Genomic DNA, 17903 nt, shown 5'->3' with positions numbered 1-17903 from the left:
CAATTTATACCGTGACCAGATGTTTGAAAACATGGCACAAGCTCAACGGCTCTGTTCTTTTGGGTTATACACACTTAAGCAACTTTTTAGAATGAAATAGCCCTGGCTTTTAGATGCAGCCTCAGTCTTCATCCCAAGATTCGTGTTCTAGTAAGTCAATAATTCTATCTCTGAGTAGAAATTCGTTTTTTTCTAGCTCAAGTTCAAAATGAACCCAATCACGATGAGGAATATATTTACAGAGGGTATAAATTTGCTGCTGACGGTTAACAAGTCTCTTTTTAACAAGTTCAAGTGCTTCTTCCTTGATAAGCTCGATGTCATATTTAACCGTAGTTTTCATGGGTTGTTCCTTTGTTTTCAATCAAGGAATTACAGCAGAATTTAGAATGGGCTACGCCCCGCTACGCTAACAAAATACAGAATTTAGCAGGGAAGTTCTATTGCCTACTTGGGGCGATCGCGCAGCTAGTCCGTGTTTGCGAACGTCTGGCTTTGCCAATGCCAAGGGCGAAGGAAACTTCAGAAAGCAAAACAGAGTTAATGCCTGATTTTGGAATTTAGCTTGTGTACTTCACGCTTCTTGAAATCTACTGTAAGAATCAAAACAATACTTGCTTTGACTCTATCTTAAACTTATCAAAAAAATTCGTGAAAATTGTGAAGAATCAAGACATTAATGCTTGCTGAAAACTAAAAATATCAGTAATATACTCTTTGGTCTTCTAAGTATACCCCCTTCAGATAGAGGTTTTTCCAAGGTAGGAAGGCTGGCATGACAAAGTGTAAACAAAAAACAATGCACATGTTCTCTGGGCGAGTTGCCAAAAGATAGGCTAGTGTAAAGAACGTTCTCTAGAGAATTTTTACCATGCTCCTGAATGTTGATAAAGTTCGTCAATATTTTCCTGCCCTTGCTGGTGAATGGACTTTTTTTGATAATGCTGGCGGGTCACAAACTCTGAAAAAAGTAGTAGATAGAATTAGCGAATTTCTCTTGACTTCTGATGTTCAGTTGGGAGCTTCTTATGGAGTTTCGCAACTTGCAGGAGAAAGATTAGCTTTAGCAACTAGGGCAATTGCTACTTTGATTAATGCTAATTCTCCTCAAGAAGTGGTAATGGGGCCATCTACTACCATGATGTTAAGAGTTCTCTCAATTTGTTTAGGTCAAACCTTCACACCTGGTGATGAAATTATTGTTACTAATTGCGACCATGAGGCGAATATTGGTGCTTGGGTTGCTCTGGAAAAACAAGGAATAAAAATTAAAGTATGGCAAATTCGCCCAGATACCTTGGAACTCGATCTAGCAGATTTAGAACCATTGATGAATGAGCGCACAAAATTAGTAGCTTTAACTCATGCTTCTAATGTTTTAGGAACTATTAACCCTATTAAAAAAATTGCTGCATTTGTACACGATCGCCATGCTATGATTTGCATCGATGGTGTTGCTTATGCACCACACAGATTGATTGATGTCCAAGATTTAGATGTTGATTTTTATGCTCTGAGTTTTTATAAAGTCTATGGCCCGCATCATGCTTTACTTTATGGAAAAAAAGAACATTTATTAAGATTGCCTGGGCTGAATCATTATTTTATTGCCCAAACAGATATACCCTATAAATTTCAACTGGGAAATGTCAATTTTGAATTAAGTTATGGAATGTTGGGTTTATGTGATTATCTGAGCGAACTAGCACAACTTCACTACGATAATCAAACTGCACCGGATTTGAGAAATCAGATGGTACAGGCATTTGATTTAATTAGCATACACGAAGAACAGATTAGCGATCGCCTGCTAAATTACCTCAACACTAAGTCTAATGTTCGAGTCATCGGTCAACCAAAAGCTGACCGCAATTCCCGCGTGCCAACTATATCTTTTGTCGTAGATGGAATACACAGTTCCACAATTCCGTTAAAAGTTGACAAACATTATATTGGAATTCGCTACGGAGACTTTTATGCTAAACGGCTAATTGAATATTTAGGTTTAGCATCCCAAGGTGGAATCGTTAGGGTGAGTATGGTACATTACAACACCATTGAGGAAGTTGACAGGCTGATTGAGGCTTTTGAGCAGGTATTTTAATATTGGGCATGGGGCATGGGGCATTGGGCATTGGGCATGGGTGATTTCAAATTAGCAGGAAAATTGAAAATGGTCAGCAGTCTTAAAGAACTAATTGATGAGCCAGAATTGTGGCATAGTGACGACCCGGAAGAAAGGTTTATCAGCAGTGGCGTAAGTTGGGAGAATTATGAATCTTTACTAGCCAAATTAGAAGACAATTCTCATTACCGTGTTACTTATTTAGATGGAATATTAGAGATAGTATCACCATCAATTAGGCATGAAAAAATCAAAAAGAATTTAGCGATGCTGTTAGAGCGTTTCTTTTACAGCAAGCGGATTCGTTTTACACCTATGGGAAATTCTACTTTTAGAAACAAAGCAAAAAAAGCAGGGGCGGAACCAGACGAATGTTATTGTATAGGTGAAGAAAAAAAGATACCGGACTTAGCTATAGAAGTGGTTGTCACCAGTGGCAACATTAATAAACTGGAAATTTACCGGAGATTAGGAGTTGCAGAAGTTTGGTTTTGGCAGAGAAACCAGTTGAAGTTATACCATCTGCGAGACAATCAAGAAAAGGAGCAAGCTACAGTTTATCCGGATACCTATGGATATGAGCAAATAGCAAAAAGTGAGATTTTGCCAGAATTAAATATTTCGTTGTTAGAGCAATGCATTTCAATTTCAGATTCAATTCAAGCTATTGATGAATTTGAACAAGGATTAAAAGGCAATAGGCAATAGCGAAAATAAGCTATCCGAATAATTGGACTGATACCAATTCTCCGTGAAGATGCACTTTATTTTTAAAACGTAGACGCGCAGCGGCTTGCCGCAGGCTACCGCGAAGTACGCCAAGTACGCCAAGTAAAGAGTAAGAAGAGAGATTAAATTATTTAGTGCAAGTTTATAGAGAATTGGTATGAGGTAGAAAACCAATGTTTTTAAACGCAGAGGAGCGCAGAGGAAAGCGCAGAGTTACGCAGAGGTTTGCCTATTGCCTGCCCCAAGGGCTTGGTCAAGTTTCCTCAAATAAGCGATCGCCCCGATGTAATCTATAAGCAATCTCATAAGTTTGCCCTTGCGATCGCATTGTGGGAGAATGGGCTGCTAAATACCGAGAGGCTGCAACTAATACATGAATACCAGCTGGAGTATTACCTAACAGGGAGTACTGACGAAAAGCTGCTTCGATTTCTTGAATTACATGAAAATCGCGGTTTTCTCGTAACATCATTTTCCCCAGCATCGCCATGAGTCTTTCCGCAGAACCACCACTATATAAATAACTAGCCACTAATTTACCTGTCTGGTTTACTTGCTGCTGACGATTTAATAAATCCGGTAGCTGCTGGAGTAGTTCTTCAGGATTTTCAATGGCATCTTTAGGTTCTGGAAGCCTTGCTGGTGGTACGTTCAAAAAACGATTTAAGTACACACTCATCGCCGCATCAAACACACCTCTGAGTAATTCTACTGTTGGTACTCGTCGTAACCCTTGATGTACGGCGTTAGCAAAAGTAAATGGATGATGTGCGGAATTCCAATCTCCAAAGTCATTATTGGTATTGAAACGAGCTACACGCAATGCTGCCGTATAAGTAACTACGCTTGCTAATTGTTCTTCAGTACAACCGGCTTGGAGTGCATTCAGCAGTGAGTCAGCGATCGCTTGGGGGTCTTCACCTAATAAAATTGGTACTAATTCATCTCGGTTAGACCAAGTTCCTTGTTGAGATTTCCCTGCACTTAAAATGTTGGGTAATTGCTCAAAAGCCGACTCTAAAATGGCTACCAAATCTACAGGGTAGCGCCAGGAATTAGATTCTTCCATGCGAGATGCATCGGCTAAACCCGAAACCAAGCTAGCGAGAATAGATTCTGCTCCTTGCCAATTCACAGCATCAAGGGCTTCTAGTGCTTTGTTGATAAAATCAACCGTGTGTCCAATATCAAGATAGCGAGAGTCTGTAGCAGCACAGAACAACATATCAGCAACTTGGTTGGAATTAGCCTCTGAGCGAATAGCAGATATTAAACATCTTTGAGCGGCTTCACCATCCCGTACTTTAATAAACTGGCGAAACCAGCTTTTAAGAGTCAGAAAATCAACTGTAGAGTTAGGTAATGGGTGAACCGGAAACAAAGGCGGCGCACCTGCACTGTCATTAGCTACAGCGGAAAGTCCTTGAAATAAAGCACGGGGTTTATCTTCTTTATCTAGATAAGGTAGTAGATTCATCATGCAGGTGTGGATAGTTAAACCCGTACTCCAACCTGCTTTGTTGTAATGAGTGCCAAATTCTAGCCCCATTTGAAATGGTTGGGCTGGATTTACTGCTAAATCTAAAAGTGCGATCGTTGATTTAGCAATCACTAAGGGAATATTCTGCTTTAAACCGTCTTGGAGGCGTTCATTTTGGTGAGCATGAGGGTTAACTGGCGGTGCTAAATTTACCCAAACCTCGCCATCGCGGATTTCTACGGGAAAAGCAGGCACATCATCTGCCCAAGAGTCAAAGGTTCCACCACTAGCAACATCGAAGCGGGCATAATGCCAAGGGCAAGTAACAATACCATCTTTGCAAGTACTTCCGTGGAGGGGAAAGCCCATGTGTGGACAACGGTTATCTATTGCATAAACTCTATTGTCTGAATAAAACAAAACAATAGTATGTTTTTCCTTGTGGACTAGCAAACTGCCTGCTGCCTGAACATCTGTAAGTTTAGCAACAGGCGTATAATGGTCTTTATCGGTTGGAAGTTCAAATATTTGAGTCATTTAATTTGCACCCAAGTGAAATAAAAAGCTTTACTTCTACTGTGGCAAAATTTTACTTTCTTTGAGCGTTGGCTAATTCTAATTTTTTTTAAAAATACCTCTGTCTCTTGTAGATAAAGTTACAAGGCAGTCCCAATGAAAATTTTTTTATCGTCATGCATGTAAATATATAGTTCTTCCCTGTTGCCTACTTACAAGTCAGAGGTATGAATTATTAATTCTTAATTATTAATTCTTCATTTTAAACCAATACGCTTGGGTTAAAGGCTAATTGTACAAAATTGTGGGTTTATGAGACGCGATAAATCGCCGTCTCTACAAGTGTTATGGTCTTATCTGAACTGTATTGCTTTTTAAGGCGTCACCAACTGCAAAACTTCCACCTCTTCTTGTGGAGAAATTAATGTTTTGCCCACAGGGAGAACAGCTAAAGCATTGGTTTGAGCTAAATTAATTAAATTACCAGAACTGTGACTACCACCAGCTTTGTGAAATTCATAAACTCCATCAATTAAATGTAATTTTCCCCAAAGATAAGTTTCACGCTTACCATCCGATCGCAATTCATCATGCGATCGCACTTTTAAAAATACTGGCTCCCAACCTTCTTTAATTCCTGAAAGTTTTTTGATGGCTGGTAGCACAAACCGCCAAAAAGTTACTAATACGGATGCAGGATTTCCTGGTAAACCAAAGTAAAGCCGGGATTTCGTTGTAGAGACGCGATTCATCGCGTCTAGATTCATCGCGTCTAAATTCATCGCGTCTGTAGGAAGGGTAGCGACGGTGAGGGGTTTACCTGGCTTGATATTTACAGCCTGAATGTGGATTTTGGCTTCTAGTGATTCGAGAATTTTATCAATATAGTCATAATCTCCCACTGAAACACCACCGGAAGATAGAACTATATCAGCGATCGCAGCTGCATCGATAATAACTTTCTTCAGGGCAACTGGTTCATCTTTGACAATGCCTAATAATAATGGTTCCGCCCCACATTCTTTGACTAAAGCTGCCAGCGCATATTGATTAGAATCCACAATTTGCCCTGGTTGCAACGATTCATTAACTGTTACCAACTCGTCACCAGTAGAAAAAATTGCCACACGCGGACGGCGGTAAACATTTAATTGCGGACACTGTGCTGCTGCTAAGACGGCGATTTCTGGGGCATTTAACTTAATACCTGCTGGTAGTAGTTGTGTACCAGCTTGATAAAAAGATGCTTTGTATCTGACAAATTCTTGGGGTTGTGGTGCAGCTAGGATGAAAACGCGGTTTTCTTCCCGCCGCGTCTTTTCTTGCATCACAACAGTATCAGCCCCTGCTGGCATCACGGCACCGGTGAAAATCCGCGCTGCTTGCCCTGCCCCAATGGTAGACTTGGGCTGATATCCAGCCGGAATCTCTTCAATAATTTCTAAAACAGTTGGTTGTTCGGCGCTAGAGTGCTGCACATCTTCGTATCGGACAGCATACCCATCCATCGCAGAGTTATCCCAATGGGGAAAATCTAGGGAACTTGTGACAGGTGCTGCCAAAATCCGACTAAAGGCTGCCAATAAATCTACAACTTCTGTATCCCGCTGGTTATCCAACGGCTGCGCCAAATTTAAGATAATTGCTTGTGCATTGTTGACTGATAGCATAGCCAATGGCTCCAGTTTCGTACTCTTAAGTTAATCAATATGGCGATCGCACACAAGATGACAAACTTATATAAAGTTGATATCAAGCTAATTTGATATATGGGAGTGAAGAAAAAACCTTTTAACTCAAAAAATTCCAAAATTGACTTTGGCGAGCGTCTTAGATGTGTCAACGATATGTTTATATTGAACTACCTTAGGAACATACGCTAACTACAGATTTATATCTCGTAGTCAATTTATCCAGTGCGTAAGTTCTAACTTCTAAAGGCAAATCGGCTCAAAAATCTTTGTAAACTTTTGTAACAGTAGGCATAAGATTTAATATTTCAGTTGATGTTTTATTACGAGTTCACAGACTGCTGTGCAGTAACAGAACAAAACTTTTACTTTTACACAAATAGCACACTTTAGTAAACAAGGTGTCTAAACTGTGCAAATTGCAGTTCTTAACTATCCTACATGGAGAGATTATTTGTCATGCCTAAAGTTCAAGAAAAATTAGTCACAAAGCAAGTAGGCACACACAGCCACATCACCACAGTATTTGAACAGATGTTTGACAGTACTTGTCAAGCTATTGAAGCTATAGATGGCAAGAGATTTGAGCAACAAAGTTGGACTCGTAACGAACAAGGTGTATGGGTTAGTGGTGAAAGTAGTGATGGCGCAGTATATATAGACCGAGTATTAAATAATGGCAACGTCTTTGAAAAAATTGGAGTCAACTACGTAGCTATCAAAGGCGAACTTCCCTTTGGTATGACCTTTCAGAAATCAGGAGCGCTAGCTACACCAGAAGTAGATCGGATTGCCGGTGACAAAGGTACTCCCTATTTTGCTACAGGTACTAGTTTGGTGATTCATCCTCGTAACCCGATGGTTCCTATAGCTCATGTCAACTATCGCTATTTCCAAATTGGTCATAGTACTCAACCACAACATTGGTGGTTTGGTGGTGGCGCAGATTTGACTCCTGCTTACCTGTTTGAAGAAGATGCGGCTCATTTCCATAAAGTGCATAAAGCAGTTTGTGACAAGTATGATTCTAGTTATTACCCACATTTCAAAAAATCATGTGATGAGTACTTTTATGTGTCCCATCGGGGTGAAAGCCGAGGCGTTGGGGGTATCTTCTTCGACCATCTAAATCAGCGTCCCCAAGAAGAACTGCTCGGCTTCGTCAAAGACTGTACAGAAGCATTTATCCCCGCATATATGCCAATTGTCGAACAACGCAAAGACCTAGAATTTACAGAAGAAAACAAGCATTGGCAACATATTGTACGCGGACGATATGTAGAGTTCATTCTGACATCAGACCGTGGCGCTCGCTTTGGTTTAGCAAGTGGCATGGTTAACCCCCAGAGCGTGTTTAACTGTATGCCTCCTTTAGCTTCTTGGAAATACGATGACCAACCTATTTTGGGTAGCCAAGAAGCAACCCTCAGAGAAGTATTGAAACAACCTAGAGAGTGGGCATAACTATCAAATCAATCAAACGAAATCAAATCTACAAGTAAACTTATGAAGACAATACAACTTCCTTACACTAAGCCATTAACAAGAAAAACTCAGTTTGATTATCAAGCTAACACCCAAAATCAGCTATTCAAACTATTAAATTTAGAAGTTTTTGTAAAATTCCAAAAACTCACAAATCAAACAGAAGTAGACCTTGTATTAGCTTGTTCTGCCGCTTGCAGATATTTATTAATAGCCCTGGTAGTACTTTTAGCATTACAGTAATGCAGAACTAAGAATAGCAAGGGCAGGATTTATAATTAGCTGAAAACCTCAGGCTTTTCACTTTACTAGATTACTAAAGGTCTCGTCAATTTTTTTGATAAAAATTACTCATAGGAACTACAAAAAATGACAGAAAAAATGGGCGCTGGCGACTTACGTTTGGAAGATGTCCTAAATATGGATAAATCCAAAGCTATCAACTTATTTAGAAATAGGTTCATCCGCTACAACAAGCTAGTAGAAGAGTTAGGGGAAGAAGCAGCTTATGAAAAAATGCTGGAAAAATATCCCGAACAACAAAAAGCATTGATGGGAGCATTTATTGATAATAATACCATCGCTCAAGGTTTCAAGAAATCCATTCCCCTACTGCGTCCTATGGGGTTTATTACGGAAATTGTAGATGTTTCTCAAAATGGTGTAGATGCTGCACTAGAAATTCAAAGAGTTTGCCCAGCTTTATCTCTAGCTAAAGAGTATGGTTTTGAAACACCTTGTCGCGTGCTTTGTGAAATGGAACAAGAAGCAGCTAGAAGGGCTTTTCCAGGGATGAAAGCTACACTGTTAAGCAAACAAGCAGAAGGTGACTGTGTTTGTGTATTTAAATATGAAAGACCGTCTCACACAGTGACAGAGTTAAAACAAAATACACCCAGCGTTTTTACCCAAATTATCGATATTGTGAAACTAGCTCCTACATTAATACGAGCAGGGATCAGAATGTTGAAAATGAAGATGGGTTTTTGAAGAATCCAAAATTATAAACTCAGAAATCAGAATTAATTAGAACTATAGGTTAGGTTTCATTCCTCAACCTAACCTACGCAACTATTATTCTGCTGAAATCTATCACTAAAAATTGCTTTTATGAACGGAATTATCTCTGATTTAAACCAAATTATTACAGGCGAAGTTAGCACTATAGCAGAAGATTTAGTAGCAGTTTCGCAAGATTTTGGCGGAATTATTCAAAAACAACCCCAAGTGGTTATTCGTCCTCAAAATTCTTTTGATGTTGCCAAAGCAGTTAAGTATGCTGCTGAACATGAATTAACAATTTCTTCTAGGGCTGCGGGACATTCATTAAGCGGCCAGTCTTTAAATCAAGACGGAATTCTCCTAGATATGAGAAATCTGAATCAAATTCATGAATTCTGTCCTGAGCAGTTGTGGTTTAAAGCTGATGCTGGTACTACTTGGAAGCAAATTGTTGATACTTCTTTACCTCACGGTGTTATTCCTCCTGTGCTGACAAACTATTTTGATGTCACCATTGGTGGAACCCATTGTGCAGGTGGGTTGGGGCAGAATTCTTTTCGCTATGGTTCCCAAGCTGATAATTGTCTCGGTTTGGAAGTTGTTACCACCACAGGAGATGTGTTGTGGTGTACTCCAGAAGAAAATAGTGAGTTATTTCATCATGCTCTTTGTGGTTACGGTCAGTTTGGTATCATCACTAAAATACAGCATCGTCTGAGAAAGTATCGCCCTTTTACTCGTACTTATTTTCTCTGTTATGACGACATCAATACTTTTTTAAATGACCAGCGTCGTCTCATTTTAGAGAATCGTGTTGATGGATTATTAGCCATGTTCTCTCCTTGTATATTAGGAGTTTCTAGGCTAGGGGAAACAGGTATTAAGCCTTTAATTGAGTGGTTCTATAGAATGCAGGTCACTTTAGAGGTGGATTCTCTTGATGATATCAACGAACAAGAACTACTCTCTGATTTAAATTTCTATCGTCATATCCACACCGAAGATTTTAACTTTAGTAAGTTTATTCAACCAGCTATTCAAGTACCTCACCTCCCCGGAACTGCTAACCCTTGGATAGATGTTCTTTTGCCTGGTTCAATTGCTAAAGAATTCATTCAAACTGCTCTTGAGCGTATACCCTCTTTTATTGACTTCAGAGCTACACCGATAGGCTCGTTTAGTCTGATGGCTCGGAATACGAAAGTACCGATGTTTGCTTTGCCTGACGAAGAATTGATTTTAGGCTTTGGTATGTATCCCACTGTTCCTAAATCTCAAGTACAACCAGTTTTAAAACAATTAAATCAATTGACTGAGTTGGCTTTGCAAATGGGTGGCAAAAGATATATAGCGAGTTGGACGGAATTCGACCTTCCCAAATGGCGGCTCCAGTATGGTGATTACTGGTTGAAAATTAATGAGTTAAAGCGTAAATACGATCCTCAATGTATACTCAATCCTGGCTTTTTCCAGTATGAAAATGAACCGTTTGCTTATTCACAGCAAGGTGCTGTTACAGCACTGACTAATACATTGCAGCCTGTTGTTTAATAAGTTATTCCACATTTAAATTGCATGAATTGGGCGGACAAGATGCCTACTCCACAAGAGTTTAATCCAGTTTAGATACGCAAAATAGATGTGGAATAAATTAAAAATTTTGAACGAAAATTTAGCTAATTAGGGCTGAATAAAGGGACTAAAAACGAATTACATACTGGGGGATAGGAATAAGATGTCTGTTAACAATAGCAATTTTGTTTGGAAACCAAAAAATCAAATATGCAAAGATAAAAAGAAAAAAACTATCTTTGGGACAGCAGAGGGTGACGATATCAAAGGTTCTCAAAAAGGCGATTATATAAATGGTAAAGATGGTAATGATATCCTTTTTGGTGGCGATCGCTCTGATATCGTAATTGGTGGTAATGGTATCGATGGTCTGTATGGTGATGATGGCAATGACTTCTTGTTTGGTGGTAATGGCATTGACTTCCTCTATGGTGCAGCAGGAAATGATTATCTCAGCGGTGGTGCAGGCGATGATTTAGTCGCAGATGATGGGGGGAATGATACCCTAGATGGCGGTTATGGTAACGACTTCCTCGACCCTGGCCCTGGCTATGATTTAGTTATAGGCGGCGCAGGTGATGATATAGTCACCGGTGGCGTAGGGCCGAATAGCGATACATTAATTGGTGGGCCGGGCAAAGACTTATTTATTTTCGTTGAGCCTGGACAAGGTATTGACAAGATAGTAGATTTTAATCCCACAGACGATGCCATCATAGTTAATGGTTTCGGCTTTGGTGGTGGGCTGACTCCAGGTTCACTTTCGCCGTCTCAATTTGTTGTTGGCGATGCTGCGACTACAGCGGATCATCGTTTTATCTACAACAATGTGACAGGCGGTTTATTTTTCGATCCTGATGGTACGGGTACAACCTCTCAAGTGCAGTTTGCCCAACTTTCTCAGGGTCTTACTTTTACTCCCTTTAACATCATCGTTAATCCGGCTAAGGGTAGCGGTTCTAGTTCTGGCACTAACGAAGCTGATAATGATTACATCATAGGTTCCAAGAAAAGCGATCGCATCAATGCAGGCAATGGAAATGACATCGTTTTTGGTCGTGATTCTAACGATACTCTCAAGGGTGGCGCCGGTATTGATGGACTGTATGGTGATGATGGCAATGACTTCCTCTATGGTGAGGAAGGTATCGATTATTTATATGGTGCCACTGGTAATGATTATCTTAAGGGGGGTACAGGTGATGACTTTTTAGCTGATGATGCCGGCAATGATACTCTAGATGGTGGTGATGGTGATGACTTCCTCGACCCTGGCCCTGGTAATGACTTACTCTTAGGTGGTGCAGGGAACGACATCATTACTGGTGGTGCTGGAAAGTATGCTGACACATTGTTTGGTGGTGCTGGGAAAGATGCATTTAGCTTTGTTGAACCCGGCCAAGGTATTGATACTATCGGCGATTTTAATGTCACAGAGGATGCCATCGTTGTTACTGCTTCTGGGTTTGGTGGTGGGCTGACTTCAGGCGTGGTTTTACCATTCCAGTTTGTCCTTGGTAATACTACCAACACCACAGAACAACGGTTTATCTACAACGACATCACAGGTGGACTCTTCTTTGATGCGGACGGTACGGGTGCAAGCGCACAAGTACAATTTGCTCAGCTTGCTAGTAATCTCGCTTTTACGTCTTTCAACATTGTTGTAAGATGATGCAGACTTGTCAGAGTAATTCGTAATTATTTGGTCAATGGGATTAATTGCACAGATGGGATCGTATTTGTGTAAATTTATGTGAATTTGAATCGGCTGAATATCAGCCAAGTACTGCAATGATTTAAGAGCGATCGCTTCAAGAAATTAAATAATTAGTAAATCATTTGCATAAAACAACATAAAACTTCTGACTAATTATTAAAGCAAAAGCGATCGTTCACGTCATTAAACACTAAAGATTAATTAACCAAGAGAGAACGAACTTCAAGGCAAGAACATGAATATCGTAGTTGTAGGTCTCAGTCATAAGACTGCACCAGTTGAAATTCGAGAAAAACTGAGCATTGCAGAAAGTCAAATTGAACAGGTAATTACTCATTTACATAGCTATCCTCACATTGCAGAGGTCGCAATTATTAATACCTGCAACCGTCTAGAAATTTATGCAGTTGCTATTCACATTGAACAGGCAATTCAAGAGATTATCCAGTTTTTGAGCGAACATAGTCAATTATCTATTCAGGATTTATCTCAACATTTGTTTACTCTTGAACATCACCACGCTATTAGACATTTAATGCAGGTTGCTGCGGGACTAGATAGTCTAGTGATTGGAGAGGGACAAATTTTGGCGCAAGTCAAACACACCCATAATTTAATTCAGCAATATAATCACTCCGATAAACGCATTCTCAATCAATTATTCAAGCAAGCTATTACTGCTGCAAAGCGCGTGAGAACAGAAACATCCATTGGAACGGGTGCGGTTTCTGTTAGTTCTGCCGCAGTAGAACTGGCTCAAACTAAGGTAGATAATTTATCAAATTACCGAGTCACAATTGTGGGTGCTGGCAATATGGCCAGACGCTTGATACAACATTTATTGGCAAAAAAGGTAACTAAAATTTCTGTTGTCAATCGTTCTGTGGAACGAGCGCAAGAATTAGTCAGTGAGTTCAAAGATATTCAAATTGAATGTTATCCCCTTACTGATATGATGTCATTAGTTGCCGCATCAGATTTAGTTTTTACTAGCACTTCTGCTACAGAGCCACTGCTAGATAAAGCTCAATTAGAAGCGGTTTTGAAACCAAATCAGGCTTTACTATTGTTTGATATATCCGTGCCTCGTAACGTAAATGCTGATGTGAATGAATTAACTCACGTTCAAACATTTAATGTTGATGATTTGAAGGCTGTTGTTGCCCAAAATCAAGAAAGTCGCCGTCAAATGATTGTAGAAGCACAGGCACTTTTAGAACAGGAATTACAGACATTCCGCAGTTGGTGTTGTTCCAGAGAAACTGTTCCTGTGATTAACTGTTTACGCGCAAAAGTAGAAACGATTCGCGAACAAGAAGTAGAAAAAGTGTTTGCTCGTTTGGGTGCAGAGTTGCCCAAAAAACATCAAGAAGCTGTCGAAGCTCTAACTCGTGGTATTATCAATAAGATTCTTCATGAGCCAATGGTACATTTGCGATCGCAGCAAGATTTAGAAACACAACGCCGTGCTATCCAAACTGTACAAATGTTATTTAACTTAGAAAATCTCGCTACTGTACAACATCCATTAGATAACAAAGAACAGCAATATAGTTTGACAGCAAAAACATCTTCTCAAACATAATTTGATAGTAAATCAGATTATTTATTATTTCTGTGAAACTATTTTCTAATTTACTATCACTTAATTTTAGATTTTCAATTTTGGATTACAGATTTAAAACTCACAATCTCTGAGATCAAGCGAATTTATATTACCTCTGCAAAAAGCAAGCTGAGTAAAAAATCTAAAATCCAAAATTATTTATTTAACCCTCTGCTTTCAATAGGGTTATCTAAAATCTAAATTCCTAAATCCAATAATTATTTGCAGCTAAAAATCAAATTATCTAAATAAAGGAAACAAAAATGTTGAAGAACTTTTGGTATGCTTGCGAATTTAGCGCAGCTGTTACTAATCAACCTAAACAAATTCGGATTTTAAATCAGCAATTTGTTCTCTATCGTAATTCTCAAGGACAAGTGGTAGCACTCCAAGACAAATGTCCCCATCGCGGTGCTGCACTTTCTTTAGGTTGGGTAGATGATGGTTGTATTCGCTGTCCCTATCATGGCTGGAAATTCCAAGCAGATGGCCAATGTGTTGAAATACCTGCTAATTCACCTGAGACACCTATTCCTAAAAGAGCGCACATCGAAGGTTACCCAATACAAGAAAAATACGGTTTTATTTGGCTATTTTACGGCGATTTGCCAGAAGCAGAACGTCCACCAATTCCGACAATTCCGGAATTTGAAGACCCAACAATGCATCCTATTTTCTTAGAAGTTGAAGTTAAATCTAATTACACGCGTGTAATTGAAAATGCTCTTTGCCCTGCACATATCGCAACAGTTCACGCTAATTCTTTTGGTTGGGGTTTTAAACAAGATCCTAAGATTGAACCGTATGAAGTTGAAGAGGAACCTTGGGGCATAAGTGCAAGAATTACATACAAAAATTTCACTAAACCAAAAGGTATTTTTAGACTTTTCTTCCGTCCATCAAAGACAGTATTGAAAGCCAAAACCAATTTCTTTCTCCCCAACGTTACCAGAATTGAAAGCGACTTTAGCCGTGGAAAAGTAGTGAATTATGCTATACACTTACCAGTTGACGATCGCACTACTCTTACTAAGCGTATTCAATTTCGTAGTGTGTTAACTAACCCTTGGGCAGATAAATATTTTTTGAAATTCCATTATCAAGTTTGTAACGAAGATAGAATAGTCACCGAATCTCAATATCCCCAAGAAATACCAGATAATTTAGCAGATGAAATTCATACACCTTCTGATGCTTTGTCTATTGCTTATCGCAAACTACGCCAAAAATATTTAGCACTAGGTTGGGGTTTGAAACCTGCTAAGAAAAACAAATTAGAAATTTCCAATGGACATGTAGCAGAATCGGCTGCTGCTTTGAAAAATTAAAAAGAAGAATTCAGAATTCAGTAGAGTAGGGTGCGTTATGGCTTCAGCCTAACGCACCACCAGATAAGACTTAAAAAAAGTAGGAACTAATAGTCATGTCAAAGAATTTGAAAAACTTTTGGTATGTTTGTGAATTTAGTGCCAATATCACCGATAAACCTCTACAAACAGTGATATTCAATGAGAAGTTTGTTCTTTACCGCAATCGTCAAGGACAAGTAGTAATTCTCAAAGACCAATGTCCTCATCGTGGTGCTGCACTTTCTTTAGGTTGGGTAGAAGATGGCTGTATCCGTTGTCCTTATCACGGATGGAAATTCCAAGACGATGGTAAATGTATTGATATTCCTGCTAATTCACCTGAGACACCGATTCCTCAAAGAGCTAAAGTACAAACATACGCAGTACAAGAAAAATATGGTTTCGTGTGGCTATTTTATGGAGATTTACCCGAAGCAGAACGTCCTCCTTTACCAACAAATATTCCTGAATATTTATTTGCTTCATCTATGCGTGCGGCTCCCCATGTGGATTTAGACAAGGCTAATTATGTCCGCCTCATGGAAACTAATTTAGATTTTGCTCATGTAATTGCTATTCACAGAAAATCATTTGGTCAAAGAATTCCACTAAATTCTACTGTTAAATATGACGTAGATGAACAAGATTATAGTGCAGTTGCTAAATTCACTTATGATTCTTTAAGTAGTTCTAAAAGTGTTCTCAACTTTTTATTAGGTGGTCGTCCACGTGTCACATTAAGATTGAGCTTTTATTTACCTAATTTCACTTTAGCAGAAATCAATGTAGGTGGAGATAGTCGTTGGGCGATTAAGTTTGCTGTTTTAGCAGGGTACTGTCCAATTGATGAAAAAACTACTTCTGTAAAACGTATTTTATTCCGCAATGTTTTACCCTTTCCTTGGTTAGATAAATTTTTCATCAAGCTTGATAGTATACTTGCCCATGAAGATACGATTGTGATTGAAAGTTTAGATCCTCAACCATTACCAGACGTTTCGGAGGAAATTCACGTTGCTGCTGATGGTTTGGGCATTGCTTTGCGTAAATTGCAGCAAAAATATTTAGCGAAGGGTTGGAGTTTAGAAGCTTCTGAAAAGAAATTACCTGTTAGTGCATTGCATAAATAAACTTGATTGTCCTGTTAATTCCTTAAGAGATGATTATTTATTGTGAACCTCCAAAACTATGAAATTAGATAATCCGCCTCATAAACTATCCTTTTCGGAGTTATTTCAATGGGGTAGACGACCTACAGATTTATTGGATGCTTATACTCAGCGTTACGGAGATATTTTCACAATTCAACTTCCCGGTGAAAAACCAATTACAATTATCAGTCATCCTCAAGCCCTTGAAGATATTTTGACTGCTCCATTGGGAACATTTGCAGCTGGGGTAGGGAATGAAATGTTTCGCCCTGTGATGGGGGATAATTCTTTAATGCTGCTCGATGGTAAAGCGCATCAACGCCAGCGAAAATTACTTGTACCTCCCTATCATGGAGAACGAATGCGACTATATGGTAGTCTCATTTGTGAGTTAGCTGAACAGATGATGATGTCTTGGAAAGTTGGCACATCTGTTGAATTATCTAGCTGTATGCGAGAAGTTTCTCTGAATGCTTTGTTAAATGTTGTTTTTGGTTTAACTAAAAGCGATCGCTCTGAAAAACTCAGAGAAAAATTGCTGTTATTAGTAGGTGTGGGAACTTCTGCATATTTTACTTTTCCTCTATTTTTTCCAGCTTTACAAAAAGATTGGGGCGCTTGGAGTCCTTGGGGACGTTTTTTGCGGCTACAAAAAGAAGTAGACGAATTACTATATGCTGAAATTGCCGAACGTCGTCAAAATTTCCAATCAGAACGCACAGATATTCTTTCTTTACTTTTAGCAGCTCGTGATGAAGAAGGCCAATCAATGAGCGATCGCGAGTTGCGCGATGAATTGATTACGTTGCTGCTAGTAGGTTATGATACAGCATCGACGGCTTTAATGTGGGCTTTGTACTGGATTCACAAAGTACCAGAAATTCAGCAAAAGTTGCTTGCAGAGATAGATACAGTCAGCGATCTTTCAAATGTTAAGGCGATCGCCCAATTGCCTTACTTAACAGCAACCTGTCAAGAAACACTCCGCATTACCCCTGCAATTATACTGGCATTTATGCGGGTTGCTCAAGCTCCATTTGAAACGATGGGTTATGAATTCCCTGTAGGTTCGAGGATTTATCCTAATATTTATTCGACTCATCGTAACCAGGAAGTTTACTCAAATCCTCAACAGTTCCAACCAGAACGTTTTCTGAATCGGCAGTATTCTAGTTATGAATATTTGCCCTTTGGTGGTGGCAATCGCATGTGTGTAGGTAATGCTTTTGCTATGTATCTCATGAAGTTGGTAATATTCACAATTTTATCGCGTTATCAATTAACTTTAACTGATACTCGTCCGGTGAATTTTATCCGTCGCGGCCCAGGAATAGAACCTTCTCGTTCTATAAATTTGCTGGTGACTGAACGTCGTTATCGTCAATCAAATGTGTTTGTTAATGCAGTTAGCTGAGTGAAAATATTAATTCACGCAAAGACGCAAAGAATAAGAATTGAGAATTGTCTAATTAATTAA

Annotated in this window: 15 protein-coding genes; 12 read left to right on the top strand and 3 right to left on the bottom strand. The window is 39.2% G+C overall.

Annotated elements, in window-relative coordinates; translation table 11 throughout:
* Positions 1-121: 121 nt before the first annotated feature.
* Positions 122-343: a DUF4327 family protein gene (locus H6H03_RS34745; RefSeq protein WP_190959563.1), complete on the bottom strand. Its 222-nt coding sequence runs from the start codon at positions 341-343 to the stop codon at positions 122-124.
* Between the two features lie 11 nt (positions 344-354).
* Here H6H03_RS34745 and H6H03_RS34740 point away from each other — a divergent pair, with 11 nt between their 5' ends.
* The 3 genes from H6H03_RS34740 (at position 355) to H6H03_RS34730 (ending at position 2833) form a co-directional block, all read left to right on the top strand.
* Positions 355-564: a hypothetical protein gene (locus H6H03_RS34740; RefSeq protein WP_190959562.1), complete on the top strand. Its 210-nt coding sequence runs from the start codon at positions 355-357 to the stop codon at positions 562-564.
* A gap of 307 nt (positions 565-871) precedes the next feature.
* The gene (locus H6H03_RS34735) at positions 872-2104 is read left to right on the top strand and encodes a cysteine desulfurase-like protein (RefSeq protein WP_190959561.1); all 1233 of its coding nucleotides are present in this window, start codon (positions 872-874) and stop codon (positions 2102-2104) included.
* 69 nt (positions 2105-2173) lie between these two features.
* Positions 2174-2833, top strand: a complete 660-nt coding sequence (locus H6H03_RS34730) for a Uma2 family endonuclease (protein ID WP_190959564.1) — start codon at positions 2174-2176, stop codon at positions 2831-2833.
* 274 nt (positions 2834-3107) lie between these two features.
* Here H6H03_RS34730 and H6H03_RS34725 read toward each other — a convergent pair whose 3' ends face one another.
* Both H6H03_RS34725 and H6H03_RS34720 read right to left on the bottom strand, forming a co-directional pair.
* Positions 3108-4871, bottom strand: a complete 1764-nt coding sequence (locus H6H03_RS34725; RefSeq protein ID WP_190959560.1) for a Rieske (2Fe-2S) protein — start codon at positions 4869-4871, stop codon at positions 3108-3110.
* 353 nt (positions 4872-5224) lie between these two features.
* Positions 5225-6520: a molybdopterin molybdotransferase MoeA gene (locus H6H03_RS34720; protein WP_190959559.1), complete on the bottom strand. Its 1296-nt coding sequence runs from the start codon at positions 6518-6520 to the stop codon at positions 5225-5227.
* 480 nt (positions 6521-7000) lie between these two features.
* On the opposite strand from H6H03_RS34720, the gene hemF reads away from it, so the two are divergent.
* The 9 genes from hemF to H6H03_RS34675 all read left to right on the top strand — a co-directional run bounded on the left by hemF (position 7001) and on the right by H6H03_RS34675 (position 17840).
* A complete protein-coding gene (gene hemF / locus H6H03_RS34715) occupies positions 7001-8005 on the top strand; it encodes an oxygen-dependent coproporphyrinogen oxidase (protein WP_190959558.1) in 1005 nt (334 codons plus the stop codon).
* 42 nt (positions 8006-8047) lie between these two features.
* Positions 8048-8269, top strand: a complete 222-nt coding sequence (locus H6H03_RS34710) for a hypothetical protein (RefSeq protein ID WP_190959557.1) — start codon at positions 8048-8050, stop codon at positions 8267-8269.
* Positions 8270-8395: 126 nt separating this feature from the next.
* Positions 8396-9016, top strand: a complete 621-nt coding sequence (locus H6H03_RS34705) for an L-2-amino-thiazoline-4-carboxylic acid hydrolase (protein ID WP_190959556.1) — start codon at positions 8396-8398, stop codon at positions 9014-9016.
* Positions 9017-9136: 120 nt separating this feature from the next.
* Complete coding sequence (locus H6H03_RS34700) at positions 9137-10579, top strand: FAD-binding protein (protein WP_190959555.1); 1443 nt, start codon at positions 9137-9139, stop codon at positions 10577-10579.
* 184 nt (positions 10580-10763) lie between these two features.
* Positions 10764-12275, top strand: a complete 1512-nt coding sequence (locus H6H03_RS41630) for a calcium-binding protein (RefSeq protein ID WP_190959554.1) — start codon at positions 10764-10766, stop codon at positions 12273-12275.
* 280 nt (positions 12276-12555) lie between these two features.
* Complete coding sequence (locus tag H6H03_RS34690; RefSeq protein WP_190959553.1) at positions 12556-13905, top strand: glutamyl-tRNA reductase; 1350 nt, start codon at positions 12556-12558, stop codon at positions 13903-13905.
* A 284-nt stretch (positions 13906-14189) separates the two neighbouring features.
* Positions 14190-15254: an aromatic ring-hydroxylating dioxygenase subunit alpha gene (locus H6H03_RS34685; RefSeq protein ID WP_190959552.1), complete on the top strand. Its 1065-nt coding sequence runs from the start codon at positions 14190-14192 to the stop codon at positions 15252-15254.
* Between the two features lie 95 nt (positions 15255-15349).
* Positions 15350-16405 (top strand): aromatic ring-hydroxylating dioxygenase subunit alpha, encoded by a 1056-nt coding sequence (locus H6H03_RS34680; protein WP_190959551.1) that lies wholly within the window; start codon positions 15350-15352, stop codon positions 16403-16405.
* A 58-nt stretch (positions 16406-16463) separates the two neighbouring features.
* The gene (locus H6H03_RS34675; protein ID WP_190959550.1) at positions 16464-17840 is read left to right on the top strand and encodes a cytochrome P450; all 1377 of its coding nucleotides are present in this window, start codon (positions 16464-16466) and stop codon (positions 17838-17840) included.
* Positions 17841-17903: the final 63 nt, after the last annotated feature.

Source organism: Nostoc paludosum FACHB-159 (assembly GCF_014698835.1).
GTDB lineage: Bacteria > Cyanobacteriota > Cyanobacteriia > Cyanobacteriales > Nostocaceae > Nostoc > Nostoc paludosum.
The sequence above is the reverse complement of the archived record's forward strand: the minus strand, read 5'-3'. Positions and strand labels throughout refer to the sequence as shown.